Source organism: Chryseobacterium salviniae (genome assembly GCF_035819015.1).
In the GTDB taxonomy this organism is placed as follows: domain Bacteria; phylum Bacteroidota; class Bacteroidia; order Flavobacteriales; family Weeksellaceae; genus Chryseobacterium; species Chryseobacterium salviniae.
This window is the reverse complement of record NZ_JAYLAA010000057.1, coordinates 18,909-44,683: the sequence shown is the minus strand read 5'-3', so window position 1 is coordinate 44,683 and position 25,775 is coordinate 18,909. Positions and strand designations below refer to the sequence as shown.

The following is a 25,775-nucleotide window of genomic DNA, read 5'->3' as shown; positions in this document are numbered from 1 at the left end:
AATAATATGAATGAAAATGAAGTTTCGAAAGTTATATTTGATGCAGGATTAAAAATTCATCGCCAACTCGGAGCTGGACTTTTAGAAAGCGCATACGAAGAATGTTTATACTATGAGTTACAGAAATCCGGTTTGCAAATAGAAAAACAGAAACCAATGCCATTAATTTATGATGATATAAAACTTGATATTGGCTATAGAATTGATTTATTGGTTGAGAGAAAAGTTGTTGTTGAAATAAAATCCGTAGAATCATTAAATGAAATCCATATTGCTCAAGTTTTAACGTATTTAAAATTAAGCAATTGCAAATTGGGTTTATTGATTAATTTTAACTCAGTTTTATTTAAAAATGGTGTTAAAAGATTAATTAACGGAACGATATAAATTTAGAATATTCATTGTGGATTGTGTATAACTTGTGAACTTAGAGATTTATTAACCACGAAGAACACAGGTGTTTAACACAAACAGAAAATGTGAAAATTTATTTTGTGAACCTTGTGAAAACCTTTGTGCCTTTGTGGTAAAGAAAAGAAAACAAAATGCAGTCTAAAGAAAATTTAACCTGTACGGAAGAAGTCCGTGTACGATTCAACGAAACAGATCCTCTGGGAATCGTTTGGCACGGCCATTACATTGTCTATTTTGAAGACGGAAGAGAAGCTTTCGGCAGACAGCACGGCTTAACCTATCTTGATATTCAGAAAGCAGGATTTGTAACACCAATCGTGAAAAGTACATGTGAACATTTTCTCCCGTTGAAATATGGAGAAACCTTTAAAATCGTAACGACTTTTGTAAATTCTACTTCAGCGAAATTAATTTATCAATACGAGCTTTTTAACGAAAATAATCAATTGGTTTGTTCAGGAGAAACCATTCAGGTTTTTCTTGATTCTGAAAATAACTTGTGCTTGTACAATCCTGAGTTTTTTCAGGCCTGGAAAGATAAAATGGGATTATCATGAAAGAGGTTTTCATCACAGATTACAACTACATTACTCCTTTAGGTTTTGATGTTTCTTCCAACTGGAATGCTCTTCTGGAAGGTAAATCCGGAGTAGCTTTACATAAGATTATCGAAAATCATGATCCTTTTTTCGTTTCCATGATTGATTCTGAAAAACTGGAAGAAGAATTTACCAAACATTTCGAATCCGAACAGAACAAAAGTTTTACAAGGCTGGAAAAAATGTTCTTGCTAAGCTTAAAACCATTGGTCGAAAGTCATCAGGTTACGGAAGAAACAGGTTTTATCTTATCAACCACAAAAGGAAATATCGGTTTATTAAAAAATAAAAATACATTGCCGGAAGGTGTTTATTTATCCAATTTAGCAAAAAAAATTGCTGATTTTTTCGGATTTAAAACCAAGCCAATTGTAGTTTCAAATGCCTGTGTTTCAGGGGTCGTAGGTATTGCTGTTGCAAAAAATATGATTTCGTCCGGAAAATACAAAGATGTTTTTGTTATTGCCGGAGACGAAGTTTCAGAATTTGTGATTTCAGGATTCAATTCTTTTCAGGCCATCGGAAACGGAATCTGTAAACCTTACGATAAAAACCGTGACGGGATCAATCTCGGTGAAGCAGCAGCAGCAGTGTATATCACATCTGAGCCAGTTAAAAACGAAAAATTTAGTTTTAAAATTTTAGGAGACTCGGCAGTCAACGATGCCAATCATATTTCCGGACCTTCACGAACGGGTGACGGTTTATATGCAAGCATCAAAAATGCGCTGACAGAAGCGCAGGTTTCAGCACAACAGATCGACTTTATTTCAGCACACGGAACCGCCACAATCTATAATGATGAGATGGAAGCCATCGCTTTCAACCGGGCAGAACTGCAGAATATTCCTTTGAATAGTTTAAAAGCGTATTATGGACATTGTTTAGGCGCTTCAGGATTACTGGAAACCATTATTTCTATGGAAAGTGCTTTAAATAAAACTTTAATTCCATCGAAAAATTTTGAAGAGATTGGAATTTCCCAATCTTTGAATATTATTAAAGAAACTCAGCCTGCAGAAATCAGATATATTCTGAAAACTGCTTCAGGCTTTGGCGGATGTAATGCGGCGGTTGTTTTGGAAAAGTATAAAGAATAATTTTGTAATTTTGATAGACTTAAAGCTTTTTAAATGGACTCCACTCTAGAAATCAGAAAAAGAATTCACGACTTCATTGATATTGCAGATGAAAGAATTTTAAGAATCATCAACAGCATTATTGATGCTGAAGAAGATTCAGAACTAAAATCTTCAGAATATCCACAAGTTCCGGATCATATTTATGACCGAATTGAAGAAGAACGTGGAAAATATTAAGTGGTGAACTTAAAACTTGTTCGTGGGAATAAGTAAAAGAAAGACTGATGAATAAATTATGATTTATCAAATTATAGAAAATAAAATTATTGTTTTTGCTGTTTTCAACACTCATCAAAATCCAACAAAAAAGCCTTAAAATTCTGAAAGTATTCATGAAGAAAACAGATATTTGCACCATAAACAATTCAAAAATTACTTTCAACAATGAGATTATTTTTGAAGCTAAAACTGAAAATTTCTCAGACTTTGCCAAGGAAGCTTACAAAAGTTTGGAACTTAATTATCCTAAATTTCATAAGATGGATAATCTGAGTAAACTTGCATTTCTCGCCTCTGAAATAATTCTAAAAGATGAAGATCACACGCAAACCGCTATTGTATTGGCTAATAAATCATCCAGTTTAGATACCGATTTTAAATACCAGGAAAGCATCAATTCACAAGAAAATTATTTTCCGAGTCCCGCTGTTTTTGTATACACTTTACCCAACATTTGCGTAGGAGAAATCAGCATCAGACATAAAATGCAGACCGAGAATGCCTTTTTTATACTGGATGAATTTGACGAAGAATTTTTAAACAACTACTCGGAACAGATTTTGCAGTCAGGAAAAGCCGAAAAAGTATTATGCGGCTGGGTGGAGTTATATCAGGAAAGTTATAATGCTTTTGTATATTTGCTCACATTATAAATTTGATGATTTGAAGATGGGCTAATTTGATAATTTAAATATCTAATTACTACATTTTCAAATTGTCTCATTAACATATTTTCAAATTAATTTTATGGAAAACTTAAGAGAAGAATTAAAACACAAAATTATCGAAGTTCTTAATTTAGAAGACGTTGCAGTAGAAGAAATCAAAGATACCGATCCTTTATTCGGCGGAGGCCTTGGTTTGGATTCTATCGACGCGCTGGAGCTGATTGTTCTTTTGGATAAAGAATACGGAATAAAATTAGCCGATCCGAAAAAAGGAAAGGAAATATTTACGTCCATCGATACTATGGCAAAATACATTGAAGAAAACAGAACAAAATAATTTAATCTAACAATGTATCAATTTAGCAATGTATCAATATTGTTATACTGTTAAACCGATACATTGGTACATTATTAAAAGATGGGTCAAAAAATTGCCATAACAGGAATGGGCATTATTTCTTCTATTGGAAACGATGTGGAAGAAAATCTTCAATCCTTACAATCCGGGAAGCACGGAATTTCAGATATTGAACTGTTTGAAACACGTCACAAAGGAATCATCAAAACAGGTGAAATCAAGCTTTCCAACGAAAAGCTGATAGAAAAACTCCAGCTGGAAGATGTAAAAAATGCTACCAGAACAGCCTTGTTAGGAATGATTGCTGCAAAAGAAGCGGTTGCAAATGCCGGAATTAGAGACATCAACGAATGTAAAACAGGCCTCATTTCCTCAACCAGCGTTGGCGGAATGGATATGACCGAAAAGTATTTCTATTCCTATGAAGATTTTCCTGAGCAGCAAAAATATATTGACTCTCACGATGCCGGAAATTCATCCCTGTTAATTGCCGATTACCTCGGACTTAAAGGCATGGTTTCAACCATCAGCACGGCCTGTTCTTCGGCGGCGAATGCGATTATGATGGGTGCAAAACTCATAAAAAACGGAGTTCTGGACCGCGTGATTGTCGGTGGAACAGATGCCCTTTCAAAATTTACCTTAAATGGTTTCAATACATTAATGATTTTAACGGATTCTTATAATACCCCTTTTGATAATGACAGAAAAGGACTGAATCTTGGCGAAGCCGCTGCATTCATCGTTTTAGAATCGGATGAAGTCGTTAAAAAAGAAAATAAAAAAATTATCGGATATCTTTCCGGATATGGAAACGCTAATGATGCGCATCACCAGACTGCTTCTTCTGAAAACGGACAAGGTGCCTATTTAGCGATGGAAAAGGCCCTGGAAATTTCAGGTTTAGATAAAGAACAAATTGATTATATCAACGTTCACGGAACGGCTACACCCAATAATGATCTTTCGGAAGGCATTGCAATGATCCGGATTTTCGGAGAAAATAAAGTTCCGGATTTCAGCTCTACCAAAGCATTTACAGGCCATACTCTTGCAGCGGCTGCCGGAATTGAAGCCGTGTATTCATTATTGGCCATTCAGAACAATATCATTTTCCCCAATCTGAATTTTAAAACAAAAATGGCAGAATTTGATCTGACTCCGGTTACGGAACTTAAAGAAAAAAATATCAACCATGTTCTTTCCAATTCATTTGGATTTGGCGGAAATTGTTCAACCTTAATTTTCTCAAAATCATGAGTGCGGTTTACATTAACAGTGCAGCCTGCATTTCTGTACAAGACACTTTAAATGAAAATTTTCTGCAACATTTAAAACCCGAAATCTCTGCTCAGGTTTTAAAAGCAATTGAACCGGCTTATAAAGAATTTATTCCTCCCGCAATGATCAGGAGAATGTCTAAAACGGTAAAAATGAGCTCCGTAGCCTCACACTATGCCTTGAAAGAAGCAGGTGTTGAAAATCCGGATGCAATCATTGTAGGAACCGGAATCGGCTGTTCGCAGGATTCTGAAAAATTTTTAAAAAATGTGCTGGATAACAATGAAGAGTTTCTTACTCCTACCTACTTCATCCAGTCGACGCACAATACAGTGGCGGGACAGATCGCTTTAGGCCTTCAATGCCACGCATACAACTTCACGTATGTAAATACGTCTTCGTCCCTGGAATTTTCGCTGCTTGATGTAAAACTACAGATTGCCGACGGTGATGCGAAAAATGTTTTGGTAGGTTCAACAGACGAGCAGACCGAACGAACAATGGAATTGTATACATTAAATAAAACCATTAAAAAAGAAGAAGATTTTCCCGTTGATCATCTGAACTCAAAAACCGATGGCGTTGCCTGGGGAGAAGGATCAAGCTTTTTTGTTTTGGGGAAAGAGAAATCTGAAAATTCTTATGCCCGACTGATTGATATTGAAATTATCAATACTTTAGAATTAAACGAAACCCAGCAATTCATTGAGAAATTTTTAGCTAAAAATAATTTTCTGCCGGAAGAAATTGATGCAGTGATTTTAGGTTTCAGCGGAGATGCAAAATCAGACGTTTATTATACAAAAGCGATGGAACTATTTACAGATTCTTCATTGCTGTATTTTAAACACTTAAGTGGCGAATTTAATACTGCGAGCGGATTTTCAACCTTTATGGCTTGTCATATCCTTAAGAATCAGGAAATTCCGGAAGTGATGATGATTAATGATTTGAAAGAAGGAGAAATCAGAAATATTTTGCTTTATAATCATTTGGGTGGAAATGACCACAGTTTGGTTTTGTTGGAAGGTCTTAAAGATTAAACCTAACAGGTTGAAACCTGTTAGGTTTTGGAACATAAAAAAGGATAATAAAAACATAATGTTTAATTTAAATAATAATTTGAGATTCTTCATTCCGCTTTGCTCCATTCAGAATGACACCGTGAATATAAATTATGGATAGTTAAAACCCTAAAATTATAAACAATAAAGATGAAACATTATCCGTTTATCCTGTTTTACATTTTCTGCAATCTTCTAATTTTTGCGCTTCAGGGAACGTTTTGGGTGTATCTCTTTTGTTTTCTGATGTTTTTGGCGGTTATTATCTGGGGATCTTTTGATATAAGGCTGAATTATTTTGTCAACAGCATTACTCATAAAAGAACAAAAATCAGGGAAGTGGCATTGACTTTCGATGACGGGCCGACGGAATTCACCCCGAAATTCCTGGATCTTCTTAAAGAAAACAATGTAAAAGCGACTTTCTTCTGTATCGGTAAACAAATCGAAAAATATCCCGAAACTTTCCAAAGGATTGTTGTAGAAGGCCATACTGTCGGAAATCATACTTTTTCACATGCAAATAATACCGGCTTTTTATCAACTTCAAAAATGGTTGAAGAAATTAAAAAGTGTGATGAAATAATCTTGCAAACCGGTAATGTAAAAACAAATTTATACCGCCCTCCTTTTGGAGTCACTAACCCGAATATTGCCAGAGCCATTAAAAAAACAGGCAAAAAAAGCATTGGCTGGAATGTTCGTTCTTTAGATACCGTCATTCAGGATGAGAAAAAAATTTACCATACCATTACCAAAAAATTAAAAAAAGGAAGCATTATCCTTCTTCATGACACTTCGGAAAAAACGTTTACCGTTTTGGCAGATTTATTGGTATTTTTGAAGGATAAGAAATATTCAACTTTTACAATTGATAAATTTGAAAACCACTAAGTCCACAAGGATTTTTCACCAAGAACACAAGGATTATTAATAATATTCTTTAATAGTGTCCTTTGTGAACCCTTGTCATCCTTGTGGTTAAATTTAAAGACGTTAAACAATGATTAAAAATATAGCTTTAAGCACTCTTTTATTAATTTCGACTTTTGTTTTTGCTCAAAACACAGCGATGTCGACAACAGAAGCCAAAGCATTTGTGGCCAAAGTTTCTTCGGAAACGAAAGCGATAAAAACGTTACAGGCTGATTTTTCCCAAACCAAGAAAATGGATTTCCTGGACAAAAACATTGTTACCTACGGAAAAATGTCTTTAAAAACGCCGAATATGCTGAGCTGGAAGTATACCAAACCGTATCAGTACAGCATTATTTTCAAGGATAATAAAATTTTCATTAATGACCAGGGGAAAAAATCTTCCGTGGATGCGAAAAGCAAAACCTTTGAAAAAATCAACAAACTGATTGTAGGAAGTTCGAACGGACAGATGTTCAGCGATCCTGAGTTTTCGGTAACTTACCTGAAAAACACCAATTTCAACATTGCAAAATTTACCCCGAAATCTGCCCAGCTTTTAAAATACATCAAACAAATCGAATTATATTTCCCTAAAAACCAATCAACGGTTGCTCAGGTAAACATGACGGAAGCTTCGGGAGACACCACCAATATTGTTTTCAAAAACACCAAAATCAATGCGCCGGTTGCAGCTTCGGAATTTAGCTTATAGCCTGATTTTCATTTCGTTTGTCTCCTGTAAAACATACAAGCTTAATGACGTAAAACCGATTTCGAATCATGTAAAAACCGTTGAAAATCTCTATTTTTCATCTAATGAAGATTACGTGTATAAATGCCAGATGGATATTTATAAAAACCACGTAAGCGGAATTCTGATCATAAAAAAAATTAATGCAGCTACACATCGTGTTGTTTTAACATCAGATTTCGGAAATAAATTAATCGACTTTGAAATTTCTGAACAAGATTTTAAGCTGAATTATGTTCTTCCTGATCTTGATAAAAAGATTGTGATTAATTTTCTACGGAATGATTTCCAGGAGCTCTTAAAGCAGAATTTTCCGGTTTTGGAAAGTTTTGAAAATACATCCGAATATATTTACCTTTCTAAATCCGGCAGGAAAGCGTATTATTTATTTTTTAACAAAGAGAATAAATTGCTGAAACAAATGGTTTACACCAAAAACAACAATGAAAAAATAGATTTTACATTCGACGCAAAAAAACCTATCTTCGCAGATAGCCTGAATCTCCGGCATAAAGATTTTAGAATCAATATAAAATTATTTCAAATTACTGAACTGAATAAATAATGCAGACTATTCTCACCGATTTTTACAGCTTGGAATCCTCCGAAAAAACAGAAAGCGGAAGCTTTACCGCCCACATTCTGCTTAACAAAGATCATGATATTTTCAAAGGCCATTTCCCTGGAAATCCTGTAACGCCGGGAGTTTGTATGATGCAGATTGTAAAGGAACTTTCTGAAAAATTTACAGGACAAAATCTTTTTCTGAAATCCGCATCCAATGTTAAATTTATGGCAATTATCAATCCCTTTGAAACACCGGAACTAAATTTGCAGCTGTATATAAACGAGTCTGAAGAAGAAGTTAAAGTAAAAAATACCACTTCTTTTGGCGAGACTATTGCATTAAAAATGTCAGTTACCTATAAAAAATTGAACAAATGAAATTAATTTTTTCGTTCATTACTGCATTTTTCCTTTTTTTTCAATCCGGGATTGAATCTCTTCGGGAAAGCTATGCCAAAGCAAGCGCATCCAATGCAGGCACCGAAGCATTTATCAATACCGCCGAAAAAACTTCAGGATCTGACGCTGCAATTCTGGGTTATAAAGCAGCAGCCAAAATAATGGAAGCTAAAATTGCCAAGAACAACAGAAAAGCACTGGTAAAATCGGGTGCTTCCAGTCTTGAAGCGGTCATAAAAAGCAATCCTAATAATGCCGAATTGAGACTGATCCGAATGAGCATACAGGAAAACATCCCAAAAATCGTGGGATACAGAGGAAGTCTTAAAGATGATAAAGTTTTCCTTATCAACAATTACAGCAAACAAAATTCAGCCTTAAAAAACTATATTAAAAAATTTGCGGCACAATCTAAAACAATGACAGCTGCCGAAAAAGCAAATTTCAAATAAAAACCATGACTCTCGCCGAAGTACAGCATGCAATTTCCGAAAAGAACATCTGTGTTTTAGTTCCTACCTACAACAATGAGAAAACGCTGAGAAGAGTTATCAACGGCGTTTTATGTTTTACCGGTCATATGATCATTGTGAATGACGGTTCTACGGATTCTACACCGGTTATTCTAAAGGATTATCCCGAAATCAGGGTAATTCATCTTCCGGAAAATAAAGGAAAAGGTAACGCTTTAAAAACAGGTTTCAGGGAAGCGGAAAAAATGGGTTATCGTTATGCGATTACTATTGATTCAGACGGGCAGCATTATCCGGATGACATTCCGGTTTTTGTGGAAGCTTTGTTAAAGGAAGGTAAGGATGTTCTTCTGATTGGGAACAGAAACATGGCCCAGGATGGAATACCTAAGAAAAGCAGCTTCGGGAACCGTTTCTCCAACTTTTGGTTTTGGTTTGAAACCGGGATTAAACTGGAAGATACCCAATCTGGCTACAGGTTGTATCCGCTCCAGAAAATCCCCAGAAAATATTTTACTCCTAAATTTGAATTTGAGATAGAAATCATTGTACGGACGGCCTGGAGGCGTGTTCCGGTGAAAAACGTTCCTGTAAAAGTTCTGTATGATCCCTCGGAAAGAGTATCCCATTTCAGGCCTTTTAAAGATTTCACAAGAATCAGTATTCTTAATACGATTTTGGTAGCCATCACTTTGGTTTACATCATTCCGAGAAACTTTATCCATAATTTTAAAAAGAAAAGTTTTAAGAGATTTATAAAAGAAGATGTTCTGGAAAGCGACGGAAGCAACCGAACCAAAGCATTTTCTGTTGCATTAGGTGTCTTTATCGGGTTTTCTCCGTTCTGGGGATTCCACACCCTGCTTACGATATCTTTAGCAGTGCTTTTCAAACTTAATAAAGTACTTGCTTTCGTAGCATCGAATGTAAGCATACCGCCGTTCATTCCGTTTATTATTATGGCCTCTCTGTTTCTGGGTGCCCCATTTGTGGGTGGAAACAGCAACATTTTCAGCCAGGAGCTTAATTTTGATCTCGTTAAAAATAATCTGCTGCAGTATCTTATCGGCAGCGCCATATTATCGGTTTCCATGTCTGCGATTTCCGGAATTGCGGTTTTTCTGTTACTGAATAAGGTAGATCCGGAAAATAATTAAGAGAGAAGCTTATTGTTCCTTAATTTTTTTATTTGTTTTCTTTAAAAAATGTTCAACATTCTTTCTGTCCGGAACAGTCGTTATTTCTTTTGTTAATGCTTTTTTAAACTCTGCCTGAGCTTTAACATATTCTTTTTGTCTGAAATAATATTTTCCCGTCTGATAGTAAACCAGCCAGAAATCCGGATTCAAAGATTGATAATGGGGCAGAAAATCGTCTGTTAACAGTACCTTGCCTTCAATTGCCTTTTCAGCTTCTTCACTCATCATTTTGTACTTTTTATAATTTTTAAATTCCTGAGAATCTATGAAAGGATCTTTTGCAATATTCAGCTCAGATTTGGCGAAGTCTCCACCTCTTAATCTTTCATCGGAAAATATTTCATTAAGATCATAACATACAAATTCTCCCAGCTGATACGGATTTGCCGAAATCCATACCAATTTTTTCTGTGGTGAAAAAATAACAGCATGATGTGCCAGAAGCTGATTGATTGCTTTTTCGTTTCCATACCCTATTTTTTCTCTTTTCAGTCCGGATTTATCCCGTAATATGGCAGCCATTTTTTCAGGATTCAGTTTTTTATTCTTTTCTAAAAGTTCCTGCAGCTTTTCATAGCGGTATTCAGAATGACTTTCTAAAATATGTTTCTGATTTCTTTTATCATTTTTATAAGCCTCCGACTGAAAATGATTGGTGCAAAAAATCCTGCTTGTGTTTTCAACCTTATACACTCCGAAATTATCCGGTGAAACTTCGATGATAATGGCATTTTTATCGTTTGCGCTTCCTACCAGGATTGATTCTGAGACAAAAACCTTTCTTTTTTTGGCAATTGCTATGGCTTCATCGATATTTTTAGCATATTGAAGAATTTCTCTCGTCACCAGAGAAATGGGCGTTTTTGCCGCTAACGGAATCTTAGACTTTCCGGCATTGATGGTTACGGTAATTCCTTCTTTATTCATTCCGGAAACTACCCCGATCATTCCCGGCCAGCTTACGGAAAGATACGGAATACCGTTTTCGGGTTCTACAAATTCAATGACTTTATTTTTAGCGAAATCTTCACTTACATAAAAATCAAAATTTCTCCCGATCAATAAATCACCCTCTTCCGTATTTTCATTCCAGACCGCGAGGGAAGTACATCCCACCATCATAAGATCCTGCATGGCATGGCCGATGTCGTGGGCGCCGTGAAGGTAAAGATTCCGCAAATATTTTGGCGCAATAAAATTGTATTCATCAGAAGAATATTGCGATAAACCGTATAGTTCTGCCTGAAAATCTTCCCTTACATTGAGATACATTTTCCGGTTGTACCATTTCAGAAAGCCTCGTAACACATTTTGTTTGAATTTCGAGGGAAGAAAATCTTCCACTTTTGAAAAGAAAATCTTTTCCTGCTTTTGCATCAAATCTTGTGTAAGAGCCCCATTATTATACCCCAGCTGCAAAGGGTTTCCCTCTATGTACAGCTCCCAAAGCTGCTGTTTGTTCTTGGTTAAATAATTTTTTTTAAAGCTGAAAGTGGAATCGTTAATGCGGTTAACTTTCGGAATTTCAAGAGTATATTGTTTTATATTAGGAATATGTTTGATCGATTTTCTTATCCCGCAAGATGTAAGGCTAAGAATACAGTTGAGGCTGATAAATAATATCATGAAATCCCTGCCATTACAACGCCTTTGAATTCTGTTCTGGAACCTTCTTACTCTGTTCAGAATGGCAAACCACATATTATTTTTCACTTTTATTTTTATTAATAAATTGTGTTAATCTATTATCTATCAGTTCTTTGCCGAGAATTTCAGCACAGGTATTGAATGCTCCAATCGTACAGCCTAAAATTCCGTGCATGTTAACAGACTGGCCTGTAAGGAAAAGGTTATCAATTTTTGTTCTTGGAGAAACCATTGTTTTTAATGGATTTTCGGAGCTTTTGCTGTAGCCGTACATATTTCCGTTAAAGCTTCCGATATAATCGCGGTAAGATAAAGGGGAAGAAGTGTAGACTTTTTTGATGTATTTCCTAAGATCTGGAAACTTTTTTTCCAGTGCATCAATCATTTTTTCAGCTTTTTCGAGCTTAAATTTTTCGTACTGCATTCCTCTCTCGTGTTCATCTGCAACGGTATTGAATGTATTTTCCCATTCTTCCACTTCTTCAAAATTCATATATGAAATTGCTGTAAGACTTTCTGCGAAACCGGGGTAATGTTTTGATTGTGTTGAAGAAAGCATATAGGTTTCAGGCCATGATTCCTTTTTGTAACGGTAGGCATTCCAGATCATTTCTTTATTGGAATAATGATACCTGTTATAATTAAAATTCTTAATTGTACACGGTTTCAACACCAAATATACACTGAAGCATGATGAAACAGGTTTCCAGCTCATGATTCTGTTTAAAAAAGATTTTTTAAGTCTTTCCTCGCCAACTAATTTAATCAAGGAACGGATTTCTATGTTTGAAATGAATTTTTTTGCAAAGTATTCGTTACCAACAGCAGTTTTTACACCGGCTATCTCGTTATTTTCATTAAAAATAAATTCTGCAACTTCAGTATGCTTATGAATTTCAGCACCGTACCCACGAAGCCTGCGGATGAGTAATTTCGAGATCTGGCTTCCCCCGTTTACACATTTGTAAGCGCTTTGAATATAAGAGTTTACCGTAAGCGCATGAACGTAAAACGGAACATTTTCCGAATCCCCTGCGTAGAAAAAATTTGAGCCTAACAGAACAGCCTGTAGCTTTTTATTCGTGGTTAAAGATTCTATAAATCTTTTGGTATTTAAGTGGAGAATTTCCTCATTATATTGATTATTCCCAACAAGATTATATCTCGGAAACTGACTGCAAATCCGCTGAATTTCTTCACAATAGTTCTGCAGATTTTCTTTTTCTGCGGGAAAATATTTTGACAGCTGTTCAACAAAATTTTCATAGCCCTGTGCATGAGGATACTCGGTTTCGTCTTCACCGAAAGTGATTTTATCGTAGCTGTTCTCATCCATTTTATGAAGCTGAAGTTCATCGATGATTTGCAGATACGAAAAATACTGATGAAGGTTCTGTCCTTTGGAAAGTCCGCCTACATAGTGAACTCCGGTATCGAAAATGAGCTTATCCCGGGAAAAGGTCTGCAGGTTTCCTCCATATTGGTTATTTTTCTCCAGGACACAAACTTTCAGGCCTTCTTTCGCCAGAATAAGTGCCGAAACAAGACCGCCCAATCCGCTGCCGATTACAAGTATGTCGAATTCTTTTTTCAAGGAGATTAATTTAATCAGTTTTTGAAAGCCTTGACAAAGCTTTATGCTGAGTTGTTTGCAGCCCGGCTTGAGCGGAAATCCTTTTTTTGCGAAAGCGAAAAAAGATTGGGAGCGGAAGACGGAAAAGCTGCCCTAAAAATATTGAAATTTAATCAATATCATCCCAAAAATCGAAATAATTGAACCATTGGAGCGGATATTTCCTGATCATGGATTCCAGATTTTGGGTATAGGAATTGAGAAGTCCCTGTGCATCGCGTTTTTTGACGTTTTCGGCAACTCTTGCGTACAAATGATAATGAAGGTTTTTTTCTTTCATCACATAAACATATACGACAGGAACGTCCAGCCTTGAAGCAATAAGAAACGGACCTGCGGGAAATTTCGCCATTTTCCCAAGCAATTCGCCTTCCAGGAATTTCGAGCCTTCGAAATAACGGTCGCCGGTAAAGCAAATGAGCTCGTTTTTAGATAATGCTTCATTGATCTCGAAAATATGGGACATATCTTCTTTTACGTAGATGAATTTAACCGTACTTTTTTTAACGGAAACACTTTCAAGGTATTCTTTAATAACGGTAACTTCCTGATCTGTTGTCACTAAATTGATCTGGCAGTCGAAATCGATATCAGCAAAGAAATATTCGGCAATTTCAAAATTTCCGATGTGCGCGCTGATGAGAACACCTCCTTTTTTTTCTGCCAAAAGGTTTCTGAGGTTTTCGATTCCGTCGAACTCGTAAGTAAATTTATTCCGTAATCCGGCTGAAATAGCTGTTTTATCGATAAGAACTTTTCCGAAAGTGAAATAGTTTTTAAATAAAGAAATGTTGGTCTTCCAATAACTGTAATGAAGCCTTTTCCTGAAATAATATCTGTAATACCTGTTGTTGTTTTTTTCGAATAAAAAATAGTAGAATGCAACAAAATAAAGTACAACGTATGAACTTCTGATCCCGATATTTCTAATGCACCAGACGAAAATTTTGTATCCCAGAATTGTGCCTTTAGATTTACCTTTCCATTTGTTCATATTTTTGTTCTTAACACAAAGTTCGCAAGGGCGTTTCACTCAGCAAAGGAGCTCAATCAATAATTATACGTTTTTCTCAGTAATTTTGTTTTCGATGGTAGAATAGAAATCATCAAAAGTTACAATATTTTTGAAATCAGCTTCACCCAATTTCACTCCGAAATTAGATTCTATTACTACCACAAGATCTATATAGTCTAAGCTGTCTAAGCCTAACGTTTTTTTAAAGTTTGCATCATTGCTGATTTCGTCGCCGTCTACTTCAAATTCGTTTATTAAAAAGTCGTTGGCAATCGCAACAATTTTTTCCCTTTCCATGTTTTTAATTAAATTTTTTAACAATTAATGCAGAGTTGGTACCCCCAAACCCGAAAGAATTCGACAAAAATACGTCAATTTTTTGACTTTTTGTCTGAGCGATCAAATTTATCCTTTTTGCCTCATCATCAGGATTTTCCAGGTTGATATTCGGGGCAATGAAATCGTTCTGCATCATCAGAATGGAATAAATAACTTCACTTGCACCTGCCATCCAGCATTCGTGGCCGGTCATGGATTTTGTAGAACTTACAGGAACTTTGTTTCCAAAAATCTCATAAATCGCTTTGGCTTCGTTGGCATCACCAATTGGAGTGGAAGTCGCATGCGCATTAATATAGTCGATATCTTTTGCTGCTAATCCGGATTGCTTCAAAGCCCTGTCCATTGCCAATGCGGGGCCGTCTACATTTGGGGTTGAAATATGTCCTCCGTTGGAAGAAAATCCGTAGCCTACAATTTCGGCAATGATATTGGCTCCTCTTTTTTGGGCAGATTCTAAACTTTCAACAATTAAAGTTGCCGCCCCACCGCTCGGAATTAAACCGTCTCTGTCTTTATCAAAAGGCCTTGATGCTTTTGTAGGTTCATTTTCCCTTACTGAGAAAACGCCCAATCCGTCAAAGCTCGCCATAGAATATTTGTTGGTTTCCTGTCCTCCTCCGCAAACAATCATTTCCTGAAACCCGTTTTTAATCATCATGAAAGCCAATCCCAGAGAATGAGAACCGCTTGCACAGGCAGCACTGATGGTAAGGTTAATTCCCCTCAATTTAAAAATGGTAGAAAGATTCATGGTAACGGTAGAGTTCATGGATTTAAAAATGGCTCCAGAACCCATTAAAGTCGTATCTTTTTTCTCTCTTGCAATGTCTATCGATTCTACCACTGCCTGAGAAACACTGTCGTTGCCATATAAAATTCCGACTTCGTTATTGTCTAAAAAATCCTGATCAATATTTGCCTGTTTCAGGGCATCAAGCGTTGCGACGTATGCATATTCGCTTTCTTCGCCCATACTTACGCGTTGCCGGCGGCTGAGAAGATTTTTGAGATCCGGCTTCGGAACGACGCCTGTTAATCCTGATCTGAACCCGAACTCCTTTCTTTCATTCACTAAAAAAATTCCGGATTTTCCTTGAAATAAAGATTCTTTCACCTCTTCCAAAGAAGTTCCGATGCAGGAATAAATTCCCATTCCGGTAATGACAACTCTATTTTCCATGTTAAAAAATGTAACAATTTCGCTGATAGCACTTTATCGCAAAGTTCGCAAAGATATTTTAAATTTAATTCTGCTTTTCGTTCGCAAAGGCGTTTCACTCAGCAAAGTTTAAAGACTGTAAATTTAGATTAATACTGTAAACTGACTATGAGTAAATTCCGCCGTTGATATTAATGACTTCACCTGTAATGTATGATGCTTTTTTAGACGCCAAAAATGCGACTAAATCTGCCACTTCTTCTGCTTCCCCGAATCGGTTTGCAGGAATCATGGCTTTTAATTCGTCTTCATTGAATTCCTGCGTCATGTCTGTTCTTATGAATCCCGGTGCCACCGCATTTACCGTGATATTTCTTTTTGCCACTTCCTGAGCCAGGGCTTTTGTAGCGCCTACCAAAGCTCCTTTTGCGGCAGAGTAATTGGTTTGTCCGGCCGTTCCTTTCACTCCGGAAACAGAAACCATATTGATGATTCTTCCGTATTTATTGCGCAACAGTTTCTGGATAAAGAAATTCGTTACATTGAAAAACCCATTTAAGCTTGTGTTAATCACGGCATTCCAATCCTCATTTGGCATCCACATGAAGAGGCCGTCTCTTGTAATTCCGGCATTATTTACAATCACTTCCACTACCGCACTGGAGTTGGAATCCTGCCATTCTGTTAAAACGGTCTTTGTTTCCTCTGCATTTCCTACATCGAATTTCAGAATTTCCCCTGTTGCCCCCAATTCTTCAATTTTGGCTAAGGTTTCCCTGGCTGCGGTTTCGTTAGAAGCATAGTTAATCAAAATATGATAATTTTTTTCTTCAGCCAATTTTATACAGATGGCTCTTCCAATTCCTCTGGAGCCTCCAGTGATGATTGCGCATTTCATGTGTTTATTTTTTTTAATGATTCGAGATCTTCCCGCTTATCCCAATTGAACCCTTCGGGTTCTATGTTTTTTAATTTTTGTTATATAGGCTTCGCTTACATCTATTCGTATTGAACCCTTCGGGTTCTTTGCTAATCTGATTATTATTTCTTCAGGTAATCTTTTACTTCTTTAAGATACGGATACATTACCATATCATCGGAAAACGCAGGAATGATCTTTCTTATTTCATCATATAATTCTTTAGTTGCAGAGGAAATTTTATCCTGAAAACCAAGATATTCTATTGCCTGAACAATGGTAATGGCTTCAATTGCCAATACCTCGAAAGCATTTTCAATCACCTTTCTGCAGATGACCGCAGCGTTAGTTCCCATGCTTACAACATCCTGGTTATCATTATTATTAGGGATACTGTGAACATACATCGGGTTGGACAGCATCTGGCTTTCTGCCGTTGTGGAGGTTGCCGTAAACTGAACGCCCTGCATCCCGAAATTGAATCCTAATTTTCCTAAATTTACAAACGGAGGTAAAATTTCATTGATTTTGGAATTGAGCAGATAATTCAGCTGTCTTTCTGCGAGCATCGTTAATTTGGCAACTACAATTTTAAGCTTATCCATCTCAAGGGAAATGTAATCACCATGGAAGTTTCCGCCGTGGTAAACATGCTGATCTTCAACATTAATAATCGGGTTATCGTTGGCGGAATTGATCTCGTTTTCCAATACTTTTTCCGTATATTCCAGCGTATCTAAAACAGGTCCTAAAATCTGCGGAACACATCGTAAAGAGTAATATTCCTGGACTTTTTCCTTAAATACTATTTCTTTTTCTTCAAAATGAGTGTATAAATGATCGGCTCTTTTTCTAATGAGTTTACTATCAGACAAATGTACACGCATTTTTTCTGCAATTTTCTGCTGGCCTGCGTGAAGCTTTGTTCCGTTTAATACTTCCGACAAATGGTCATCGTAAGCCTGAACAATTTCATTAATGGCACAAGACAACTTAAGAGAAATATCAGTTAATTTACTTACTTTATGAGCGTTAACCGCTCCAATTCCCGACATCACGGAAGTTCCGTTCATCAAGGCTAAGCCTTCACGGATTTCAACCTGAATCGGTTTTAAGCCTTCAGATTCAAAAACTTCTTTTGTTGATTTTCTTTCTCCTTTATAGAAAACTTCACCTTCACCGATTAGTACTAAAGCCAGATGTGCCAATTGTACGAGATCGCCGCTTGCCCCTACTCCTCCGTGTTCGAAAATTAATGGTATAACATCCCTGTTTATCAATTCTTTAAGTAAAATTACAACAGATTCATGAACACCGGATTTTCCGAGGGATAATGTATTTAATCTTGCCAGCATGCAGGCTTTTGCTTCCTCGGCAGGAAGCGGATTTCCCATACCGGAAGAATGGCTTCTGATCAGGTTATACTGAAGCTGATGCGTATCTTCATCACTGATCTTAAATTGTGCCATCGGTCCGAAACCCGTATTCACGCCATATATCACTTTATTCTTTGAAAACTCTTTTAAAAACCGAAAACTTTCATTCACTCTGGCAAGAAGCGCTTCATCCAGTTCTATTTCTTGATTTTCAACGATGATTTTCTTAAAGTTGTTCAGTCTTAAAAAGTTATTTATTTTCATTTATTGAAAGTAATAATATGATAATTTTTGTAGTTATTAATTAATTGTCATTAATTTGCGGCAAAGATAGAAGTTATTATTAAAATAAAAAATCAAAGATGAGCAAAGAATCTGTTGACGTTCTTGTAATCGGCGCCGGGCCCTCCGGATGCGTATCTTCTTCTTATTTAAAGAAGAACAACGTCAACGTAAAAGTTGTTGAAAAGACGAAATTTCCAAGACTGGTGGTAGGAGAAAGCCTTATTCCGCGGGTAATGGATCATTTTGATGAAGCCGGATTATTTCCGGCTCTTGATAAAATGGGTTTTGAAAAGAAACTGGGTGCCCGATTTTTAAGGGGAAAAGAAGTGTGCATTTTTGATTTTAGCAATAAGTTCGGCGAAGGCTGGGACTGGACGTGGCAGGTTCCGAGGGCGGATTTTGACAATGTTCTTGCACAGGAAGTCATCAATAAAGGAATCGACCTGGAATTCGAAACGGAAGTTATCGGGATTGAATTCAACGGTACGGATTCTGTAACCACCGTAAAAAATAAAAACGGAGAAATCAAAGAAATCTACGCCAAATTTGTTATTGATTCCAGCGGATACGGCAGGGTTTTACCAAGACTTCTGGATTTAGAAAAACCTTCAAAATTATCTCCTCACTCCGCTATTTTTTCTCACGTAAAAGACATCAACCGAGAAGAAGGAACGGAAGGAACATTGATTTCTTTTGACATTATCGAAACAGAAGTCTGGCTTTGGGTGATTCCTTTCTCCAATGGAAATACAAGTGTCGGAATTGTAGGTCCGACTGAATATATCGATCAGCTTTCTGAAAACGGCGATACTACAGAAGCTTTGAGAAAAGCCATTTCTCTTTCAGATTATTATGTAAAACGTTTTGGTGATGTAGAATTTTTATTTGAACCTAAACATTTGAAAGATTATTCCTGTTCGGTAAAAAAATTGTACGGAGATGGATTTGCGTTAACGGGCAATGCTTCGGAATTTCTGGATCCTGTATTTTCTTCAGGAATGGCTTTCGCGACAGAAGGAGGAATGACAGCCGCAAAATTAGCATTGAGACAGCTGAACGGCGAAAAAGTAGATTGGCAAAAGGAATTTGCAGATTATATTTTGTACGGTGTTGACGTTTTCACAACGTATGTGAAAGAATGGTACACCGGAAATCTCCAGGAATTATTTTTCCATCAGCCGGAAAACCCTGACGTAAAGAGAAAGATTTGCGCAGTTTTGGCAGGTTATGTCTGGAATAAGAAAAACTCCTTTGTAAGAATCCATGATACCGCTATTAAAAACCTTGCGGAATTCATCAAAAAAGAAAAAGAACAAGCATAAAAAAACGGTCTGAGAATTTCAGGCCGTTCTTCGTTTATCGCAAATCCGTAAATGTAATAGGTTTCCTACTGCTCGGATTGAAAACCGTTTTAGATAAAACATCAAATTCAACAAGCTCGATTTTCGGACTTACTCTTAATTTTGCCCTGAAATGATCCCTTACTTCATTTACAAAACCTTCAGAATCGTTGTCTGTACTTATTTTAATAAGAATTTCATCCAACCCGATTTCATTCGATTGAATAACAATCTGGTAACACAAAATATTCCCGAAATCATTTAAAATATCATTCATTGCAGGCGGATACAATGTGGTGCCTTTGTATTTAATCATCTGCTGTTTTCTTCCGATTACAGGACCCAACCTCATTGTATTTCTTCCACATTTACAAGGCTCATAATGCGCTTTTACAATATCTCCGGTTTTAAATCTCAATAAAGGAATTGCTTCAACTCCAAGTGTGGTAATCGTTAATTCTCCGCTTTCATCTTCTTTTACCGGATTTCCGTCTTCATCAAGAATTTCAGTGATGATTAATTCGGGATGATGATGACCGCCAATCTGTTCCTCACACTCCGTAAAAGCGGTGCTCATTTCTGTGGAAGCGTATGTTGAGAATAATTTAATATTCCACTTTTCCTTAATTTTCTGTGACAAAATATTATCCGTAAAATCCTGATTTTTGATGCTTTCCCCGATGCAAACAGCACCATAAACGCTTGAATTTTTATAATCTATGCCATGTTTTTCGGCATAATCGATCATTTTTAAAAGAAAAGACGGAACGGTAATTAAATATTTTGGCTTGTATCTGAAAATAGAATCCCACTGCAGTTCCGGAATTCCGGGTCCCATTCGTACGACGCTTGCTCCCATTTTTCTAAGTCCCAAAAAATAAGCGAGCCCGGCCATGAATCTTTTATCAATGGTCGTAATCATCTGTACAACATCTCCTTTCTGAATTCCTGCGCATGCAAAAGAAATCGCTTCGTTATAAGCTAATCTTTCAAGGTCATTATCTGATAATCCGAAGGTTACGGGATCACCCAATGTTCCTGATGTGGTGCTGTAATCCACAATTTTATCCGGAGTTACACAGAAAAAATCATCATTATGCTGCTGAATATTATTTTTTGTAGTGGTCGGGATTTTCTGCAGATCTTCCAAAGTCTGAATATCAGAAATGTTGATATTATTTTCTTTGAATAGTCTTTGATAAAAAGGTGAGTTCGTTTCAAGATAAGCCAAAAGCTCCTGAAGTTTCTGCTCCTGAAACTTTTTGATTTCCTGAATGGCTGCTCTTTCGATGGATGGATAAAAGTCCAATAGATTTATTTTTAAAGGACAAATTTATTTAATTAAAATTAATTCTATCGTGAAGATTTTTTTACCCACAGGTTTCACGGATTTTCACCGGTATATTCGTTAATATGTATGCTAAAAAATATTTTAACATAAATGTTTAATGCAAAGTATTATTCTTAATTATTTAAGTTTAGGTTAAAACCAATTTGAAACCTTGCTATTAAAGCGGGCTAAAGCCCGCCCCTATTGATACCCCATTAGAAATACGCAATTTTTTGTGGAATATTCGAGCTTATTTGTGTTTAAATCTTTTTTTTAATGTTGACAAACCATTATTGCCTGTTGACAAAAGCAATACTTCTATTTTATTTTTCTGAAACAGAACTTTTTAATGGCAAATATCAAAATAAAACATATATTATAAACCGGTAAATTTTAGTAAATTTGCCAACTTAATTAATCAACGATATTGATCTATTACAATGAGCCAATTTAAAGAATACAAAAACCTCAACCTTATTGACGTAGCCGAGAATATAGCGGAATTCTGGAAACAGAATAAAACTTTCAATAAGAGCGTTGAGATTCGTGAGGGACAGCCCGAGTTTGTTTTTTATGAAGGTCCGCCTTCCGCAAACGGTATGCCCGGAATTCACCACGTAATGGCCAGAGCATTAAAGGATATTTTCTGTCGTTACCAGACCCAGAACGGAAAGCAGGTTTTCCGTAAGGCGGGATGGGACACACATGGACTTCCGGTAGAGCTTGGCGTGGAAAAAGAATTAGGAATCACTAAAGAAGATATTGGCACTAAGATTTCAATTGAAGATTACAATAAAGCGTGTCGTGAAGCCGTAATGCGTTACACCGACGTCTGGAACAACCTTACCGAAAAAATCGGATACTGGGTTGATCTTGACGATCCGTATATCACGTACAAATCTAAATACATGGAAACCGTTTGGTGGTTGCTGAAACAATTGTATGATAAAGGATTATTGTACAAAGGCTACACCATTCAGCCGTACTCTCCGAAAGCGGGAACCGGACTTTCTTCCCACGAAGTAAACCAGCCGGGAGCTTACCGTGATGTTTCGGATACAACCGTGGTGGCGCAGTTTAAAACATTACCGGAAACATTGCCTCCATTTTTACAGGGATTTGGCGATGTCCATTTCTTAGCCTGGACGACCACCCCATGGACGCTGCCTTCCAATACAGCTTTGACAGTAGGTCCGAAAATCGATTATGTTTTGGTTAAAACTTTCAATCAATATACTTTTGAACCGGTAAATGTTGTTTTGGCTAAAGCTTTGGTGGGAAAACAGTTTGCAAAAAGATACAGTGAAGGTACAGAAGAGGATTTCGCAAATTACACTTCAGAAAGTAAAGTTATTCCTTACCAGATTTTAGCAGAATTCAAAGGTGCTGATTTGGTTGGAATTAAATATGAGCAACTTTTAGAGTACGCTAAACCTTACCAAAATCCTGAAAATGCATTCAGGGTAATTTCAGGAAACTTTGTAACGACGGAAGACGGAACCGGTATTGTTCATACCGCGCCAACTTTTGGTGCTGATGATGCGAAAGTAGCCAAAGAAGCCACTCCGGAAGTTCCGCCGATGCTTGTTTTGGATAAAAACGGAAATCCAGTGCCGTTGGTAGATTTACAGGGAAGATTTTTACCTCAGGTAAACGACGAAATCTACGGTTTTGCGAATGAATATGTAAAAGGGGAATACCTTAGCGAAGCAGAAAAAGAGACTGAATTTAAAATCCAAAAAGAAAACCTGAAACCTATTATTTCAGATTTAAAAGCGTATCTTTCTGTTGATGAGAGAATTGCTTTAAAATTAAGAAAAGAAAACAAGGCTTTCAAAGTAGAGAAATATGTTCACTCATATCCACACAGCTGGCGAACAGATGAACCATTGTTATATTACCCGCTGGATTCATGGTTTGTAAAAATGACCGCAGTGAAAGACAGGCTGGTAGATTTAAACAAAGAAATAAACTGGAAGCCGAAATCAACCGGAGAAGGACGTTTCGCCAACTGGCTGGAAAATGTAAACGACTGGAATCTTTCCCGTTCAAGATACTGGGGAATTCCATTGCCGATCTGGAGAACAGCTGATCTGAAGGAGGAGAAAATCATCGGATCTGTAGAAGAATTATATAATGAAATCGAAAAATCTGTTGAAGCAGGATTGATGAAAGAAAATCCGTTCAAAGGTTTTATCATCGGAAATATGTCCGAATCCAATTACGAATTGGTTGATCTTCACAAAAATGTGGTTGATAAGGTAATTCTCGTTTCAGATTCAGGAAATCCTATGAAGAGAGAAAGCGACCTGATCGACGTTTGGTTCGATTCGGGAGCCATGCCGTATGCGCAGCTGCATTATCCTTTTGAGAATAAAGAATTAATTGATACGAATAAAGCTTTCCCTGCAGATTTCATAGCGGAAGGTGTTGACCAGACACGAGGCTGGTTCTATACACTTCATGCGATAGGAACGGCAGTTTTTGATTCGGTGGCTTATAAAAATGTGATGAGTAACGGGCTTGTTTTGGATAAAAACGGCCAGAAAATGTCAAAACGTTTAGGAAACGCAGTAGATCCGTTTGAAACACTTGCAGTGTACGGTCCGGATGCAACACGCTGGTATATGATTTCAAACGCCAATCCGTGGGAAAACCTGAAATTTGATATCGAAGGTATTGATGAAGTGAGAAGAAAATTCTTCGGAACATTATACAATACGTATTCGTTCTTTGCTTTATATGCGAATGTTGACGGATTTAAATTCGCTGAACCCGCAGTTCAAAACAGGCCTGAAATCGACCGTTGGATTTTATCGGAATTAAACCTTCTTATCAAAGAAGTTAAAGCATTTTATGAAGATTACGAACCGACAAGAGTTGCCAGAGCCATCAGTACTTTTGTAAATGACAATTTATCCAACTGGTACGTAAGATTGTGCAGAAGACGTTTCTGGAAAGGAGATTATTCTGAAGATAAAATCTCGGCTTACCAGACTTTATACACCTGTCTTGAAACGGTTGCCAAATTATCCGCGCCGATTGCCCCATTCTTTATGGATCAATTGTACCAGGATCTTAACAACGCGACAGGAAAAGAAAATTTTGAATCTGTTCACTTAACAGACTTCCCGGTTGCCGATGAAAGTTTAATTGATCAGGATCTGGTTGAAAAAACGCATTTGGCGCAGAATATTACCAGTATGGTTTTCTCTTTGAGAAAGAAAGAAAATGTAAAAGTCCGACAGCCTTTGCAAAAAGTGTTAATTCCTGTTTTGGATTCTAAAACAGAGGAACAGATTTCAGCCGTTTCAGAGCTGATCAAGCAGGAAGTAAATGTTAAAGAAATTCAATTAATTAATGCGGAAGAAGCATCGCATCTTATTGTAAAACAGATCAAACCGAATTTTAAGGCATTAGGTCCTAAACTAGGAAAAGACATGAAAACCGTGGGAGGTGAGATCGCTAATTTCAATGCAGACCAAATTTCACAACTTGAAAAAGATGGGAAATTAGAAATTCAGGGATATGAAATTACCCTTGATGATGTTGAAATTTCCACAAAAGATATTCCGGGATGGACGGTAACTTCCGATGGAAAAACAACTGTGGCATTAGATTTGACGCTAACAGATGAATTAAAATCTGAAGGGATCGCAAGAGAATTCATCAATAGGATTCAAAACCTGCGAAAAGATAAAGATTTCGATTTGACGGACAGAATCTTGATCTCTGTGGAAGACACCTCTCCTTTCATTGATGACATCAGGAAAAACGAAGAATATATTTCTTCGGAAGTCTTGTCAGATAAAATAGAAATTGTATCTTCACTTTCAAATTTTAACGAAATTGAAATAGATGAAGTTAATTTTAAGATAAATGTTGAAAAAATTTAACATATAGTTATTGTTTTTCAAATTCCATTTCATAATTTTATTAAAAAAGAGAAAAGAACCATGTCAGACGAAAGAGTAAGATACAGTGATGCTGATTTACAAGAATTTAAAGCAATCATTAAGGAAAAAATAGAAAAAGCGGAAAATGATTTGAAACTGATCCGAGAAAGTTTCATCAACGACCAGAACAACGGCACGGATGATACTTCGCCCACGTTTAAAGCCTTTGAAGAAGGTGCTGAAACATTAAGCAAGGAGCAGAATTCTATTTTGGCCGGAAGACAGGAAAAATTTGTTCGGGATCTTAAAAACGCTCTGATAAGAATTGAAAACAAAACTTACGGCGTTTGCAGGGTAACCGGAAAACTCATTCCTAAAGAAAGATTGCTGGCCGTTCCTCATGCAACACTGAGCATTGAAGCGAAAAATATGCAAAAATAACCGGGAGGTTGATATTATAAATTTGGGTTTATATTGTATTTTTGACAAATACTTTATAAACCTAATTTTTAGTATATATTCATGAGTGATTTGTTCATTTTAATCCTAATCATCATAGTTATTCTGGGCTTTGTTTACAGAGACCGGATCAGGAATCGGTTTTTCCCGGAGAAACAGAAAAACTATACGATTGATGACCGGTTTAATTCTGACAAACGCGAGAGGGAAAAAGAAATTGACACGCTTTTAAGCAAAATGGGCAAAAACGGAATCAACGATCTTTCGCCTAAAGATAGAAAAAGGCTTGATGAGCTGTCCAAAAAATAATTTAAATTAAAAA

Annotated in this window: 26 protein-coding genes; 18 read left to right on the top strand and 8 right to left on the bottom strand. The window is 36.6% G+C overall.

Annotated features, from left to right (window positions below):
* Positions 1-6: 6 nt before the first annotated feature.
* The 14 genes from SOP96_RS17370 (at position 7) to SOP96_RS17305 (ending at position 10,010) form a co-directional block, all read left to right on the top strand.
* Positions 7-387 (top strand): GxxExxY protein, encoded by a 381-nt coding sequence (locus SOP96_RS17370; protein ID WP_326322156.1) that lies wholly within the window; start codon positions 7-9, stop codon positions 385-387.
* Between the two features lie 158 nt (positions 388-545).
* Positions 546-971 carry an acyl-CoA thioesterase gene (locus tag SOP96_RS17365; RefSeq protein ID WP_326322155.1) on the top strand — a complete coding sequence of 142 codons (426 nt, stop codon included), beginning with the start codon at positions 546-548 and terminating at the stop codon, positions 969-971.
* Positions 968-2,113, top strand: coding sequence for a beta-ketoacyl synthase N-terminal-like domain-containing protein (locus tag SOP96_RS17360; protein ID WP_411911992.1), 1,146 nt, complete (start codon positions 968-970; stop codon positions 2,111-2,113). The genes SOP96_RS17365 and SOP96_RS17360 overlap by 4 nt, the downstream gene beginning before the upstream one ends.
* A gap of 33 nt (positions 2,114-2,146) precedes the next feature.
* A complete protein-coding gene (locus SOP96_RS17355) occupies positions 2,147-2,332 on the top strand; it encodes a hypothetical protein (RefSeq protein ID WP_326322154.1) in 186 nt (61 codons plus the stop codon).
* A 155-nt stretch (positions 2,333-2,487) separates the two neighbouring features.
* Positions 2,488-3,027: a 3-oxoacyl-ACP synthase gene (locus SOP96_RS17350; RefSeq protein ID WP_326322185.1), complete on the top strand. Its 540-nt coding sequence runs from the start codon at positions 2,488-2,490 to the stop codon at positions 3,025-3,027.
* A 94-nt stretch (positions 3,028-3,121) separates the two neighbouring features.
* Complete coding sequence (locus SOP96_RS17345) at positions 3,122-3,379, top strand: phosphopantetheine-binding protein (RefSeq protein ID WP_066437770.1); 258 nt, start codon at positions 3,122-3,124, stop codon at positions 3,377-3,379.
* Between the two features lie 81 nt (positions 3,380-3,460).
* Positions 3,461-4,660: a beta-ketoacyl-[acyl-carrier-protein] synthase family protein gene (locus SOP96_RS17340; protein WP_326322153.1), complete on the top strand. Its 1,200-nt coding sequence runs from the start codon at positions 3,461-3,463 to the stop codon at positions 4,658-4,660.
* Entirely contained in the window at positions 4,657-5,724 is a 1,068-nt protein-coding gene (locus SOP96_RS17335) for a beta-ketoacyl synthase N-terminal-like domain-containing protein (protein WP_326322152.1), read from the top strand. Before SOP96_RS17340 ends, SOP96_RS17335 begins: the two co-directional genes overlap by 4 nt.
* Before the next feature lie 171 nt (positions 5,725-5,895).
* Positions 5,896-6,639, top strand: a complete 744-nt coding sequence (locus tag SOP96_RS17330) for a polysaccharide deacetylase family protein (RefSeq protein WP_326322151.1) — start codon at positions 5,896-5,898, stop codon at positions 6,637-6,639.
* Positions 6,640-6,817: 178 nt separating this feature from the next.
* Complete coding sequence (locus tag SOP96_RS17325) at positions 6,818-7,375, top strand: outer membrane lipoprotein carrier protein LolA (RefSeq protein ID WP_326322150.1); 558 nt, start codon at positions 6,818-6,820, stop codon at positions 7,373-7,375.
* A gap of 130 nt (positions 7,376-7,505) precedes the next feature.
* Complete coding sequence (locus SOP96_RS17320; RefSeq protein ID WP_326322149.1) at positions 7,506-7,979, top strand: hypothetical protein; 474 nt, start codon at positions 7,506-7,508, stop codon at positions 7,977-7,979.
* Positions 7,979-8,359 (top strand): 3-hydroxyacyl-ACP dehydratase, encoded by a 381-nt coding sequence (locus SOP96_RS17315; protein WP_326322148.1) that lies wholly within the window; start codon positions 7,979-7,981, stop codon positions 8,357-8,359. The genes SOP96_RS17320 and SOP96_RS17315 overlap by 1 nt, the downstream gene beginning before the upstream one ends.
* Positions 8,356-8,832 (top strand): hypothetical protein, encoded by a 477-nt coding sequence (locus SOP96_RS17310; RefSeq protein WP_326322147.1) that lies wholly within the window; start codon positions 8,356-8,358, stop codon positions 8,830-8,832. Before SOP96_RS17315 ends, SOP96_RS17310 begins: the two co-directional genes overlap by 4 nt.
* A gap of 5 nt (positions 8,833-8,837) precedes the next feature.
* Positions 8,838-10,010 (top strand): DUF2062 domain-containing protein, encoded by a 1,173-nt coding sequence (locus tag SOP96_RS17305; RefSeq protein WP_326322146.1) that lies wholly within the window; start codon positions 8,838-8,840, stop codon positions 10,008-10,010.
* A gap of 9 nt (positions 10,011-10,019) precedes the next feature.
* Here SOP96_RS17305 and SOP96_RS17300 read toward each other — a convergent pair whose 3' ends face one another.
* The 7 genes from SOP96_RS17300 to SOP96_RS17270 form a co-directional block, all read right to left on the bottom strand.
* A complete protein-coding gene (locus tag SOP96_RS17300; RefSeq protein ID WP_326322184.1) occupies positions 10,020-11,678 on the bottom strand; it encodes a C45 family peptidase in 1,659 nt (552 codons plus the stop codon).
* Positions 11,679-11,754: 76 nt separating this feature from the next.
* A complete protein-coding gene (locus SOP96_RS17295; RefSeq protein WP_326322145.1) occupies positions 11,755-13,293 on the bottom strand; it encodes a phytoene desaturase family protein in 1,539 nt (512 codons plus the stop codon).
* 148 nt (positions 13,294-13,441) lie between these two features.
* Positions 13,442-14,326, bottom strand: a complete 885-nt coding sequence (locus SOP96_RS17290; protein ID WP_326322144.1) for a lysophospholipid acyltransferase family protein — start codon at positions 14,324-14,326, stop codon at positions 13,442-13,444.
* Positions 14,327-14,389: 63 nt separating this feature from the next.
* A complete protein-coding gene (locus SOP96_RS17285; protein WP_326322143.1) occupies positions 14,390-14,644 on the bottom strand; it encodes an acyl carrier protein in 255 nt (84 codons plus the stop codon).
* A gap of 4 nt (positions 14,645-14,648) precedes the next feature.
* Positions 14,649-15,869: a beta-ketoacyl-[acyl-carrier-protein] synthase family protein gene (locus SOP96_RS17280; RefSeq protein ID WP_326322142.1), complete on the bottom strand. Its 1,221-nt coding sequence runs from the start codon at positions 15,867-15,869 to the stop codon at positions 14,649-14,651.
* A gap of 145 nt (positions 15,870-16,014) precedes the next feature.
* Positions 16,015-16,746, bottom strand: a complete 732-nt coding sequence (gene fabG / locus SOP96_RS17275) for a 3-oxoacyl-ACP reductase FabG (protein WP_326322141.1) — start codon at positions 16,744-16,746, stop codon at positions 16,015-16,017.
* A 143-nt stretch (positions 16,747-16,889) separates the two neighbouring features.
* Positions 16,890-18,407, bottom strand: coding sequence for an HAL/PAL/TAL family ammonia-lyase (locus SOP96_RS17270; protein WP_326322140.1), 1,518 nt, complete (start codon positions 18,405-18,407; stop codon positions 16,890-16,892).
* 98 nt (positions 18,408-18,505) lie between these two features.
* Between SOP96_RS17270 and SOP96_RS17265 the strand changes: the two genes are divergently transcribed.
* Positions 18,506-19,750, top strand: a complete 1,245-nt coding sequence (locus tag SOP96_RS17265) for an NAD(P)/FAD-dependent oxidoreductase (protein WP_326322139.1) — start codon at positions 18,506-18,508, stop codon at positions 19,748-19,750.
* A 34-nt stretch (positions 19,751-19,784) separates the two neighbouring features.
* Here the strand turns inward: SOP96_RS17265 and SOP96_RS17260 are convergent, their stop codons facing one another.
* The gene (locus SOP96_RS17260) at positions 19,785-21,077 is read right to left on the bottom strand and encodes a phenylacetate--CoA ligase family protein (RefSeq protein WP_326322138.1); all 1,293 of its coding nucleotides are present in this window, start codon (positions 21,075-21,077) and stop codon (positions 19,785-19,787) included.
* A gap of 461 nt (positions 21,078-21,538) precedes the next feature.
* On the opposite strand from SOP96_RS17260, the gene ileS reads away from it, so the two are divergent.
* The 3 genes from ileS (at position 21,539) to SOP96_RS17245 (ending at position 25,762) form a co-directional block, all read left to right on the top strand.
* Positions 21,539-24,994 carry an isoleucine--tRNA ligase gene (ileS, locus tag SOP96_RS17255; RefSeq protein WP_326322137.1) on the top strand — a complete coding sequence of 1,152 codons (3,456 nt, stop codon included), beginning with the start codon at positions 21,539-21,541 and terminating at the stop codon, positions 24,992-24,994.
* 60 nt (positions 24,995-25,054) lie between these two features.
* Entirely contained in the window at positions 25,055-25,435 is a 381-nt protein-coding gene (locus tag SOP96_RS17250) for a TraR/DksA family transcriptional regulator (RefSeq protein ID WP_027378898.1), read from the top strand.
* 81 nt (positions 25,436-25,516) lie between these two features.
* Positions 25,517-25,762 (top strand): DUF6576 domain-containing protein, encoded by a 246-nt coding sequence (locus tag SOP96_RS17245; protein WP_326322136.1) that lies wholly within the window; start codon positions 25,517-25,519, stop codon positions 25,760-25,762.
* The last annotated feature ends 13 nt before the right edge of the window (positions 25,763-25,775 follow it).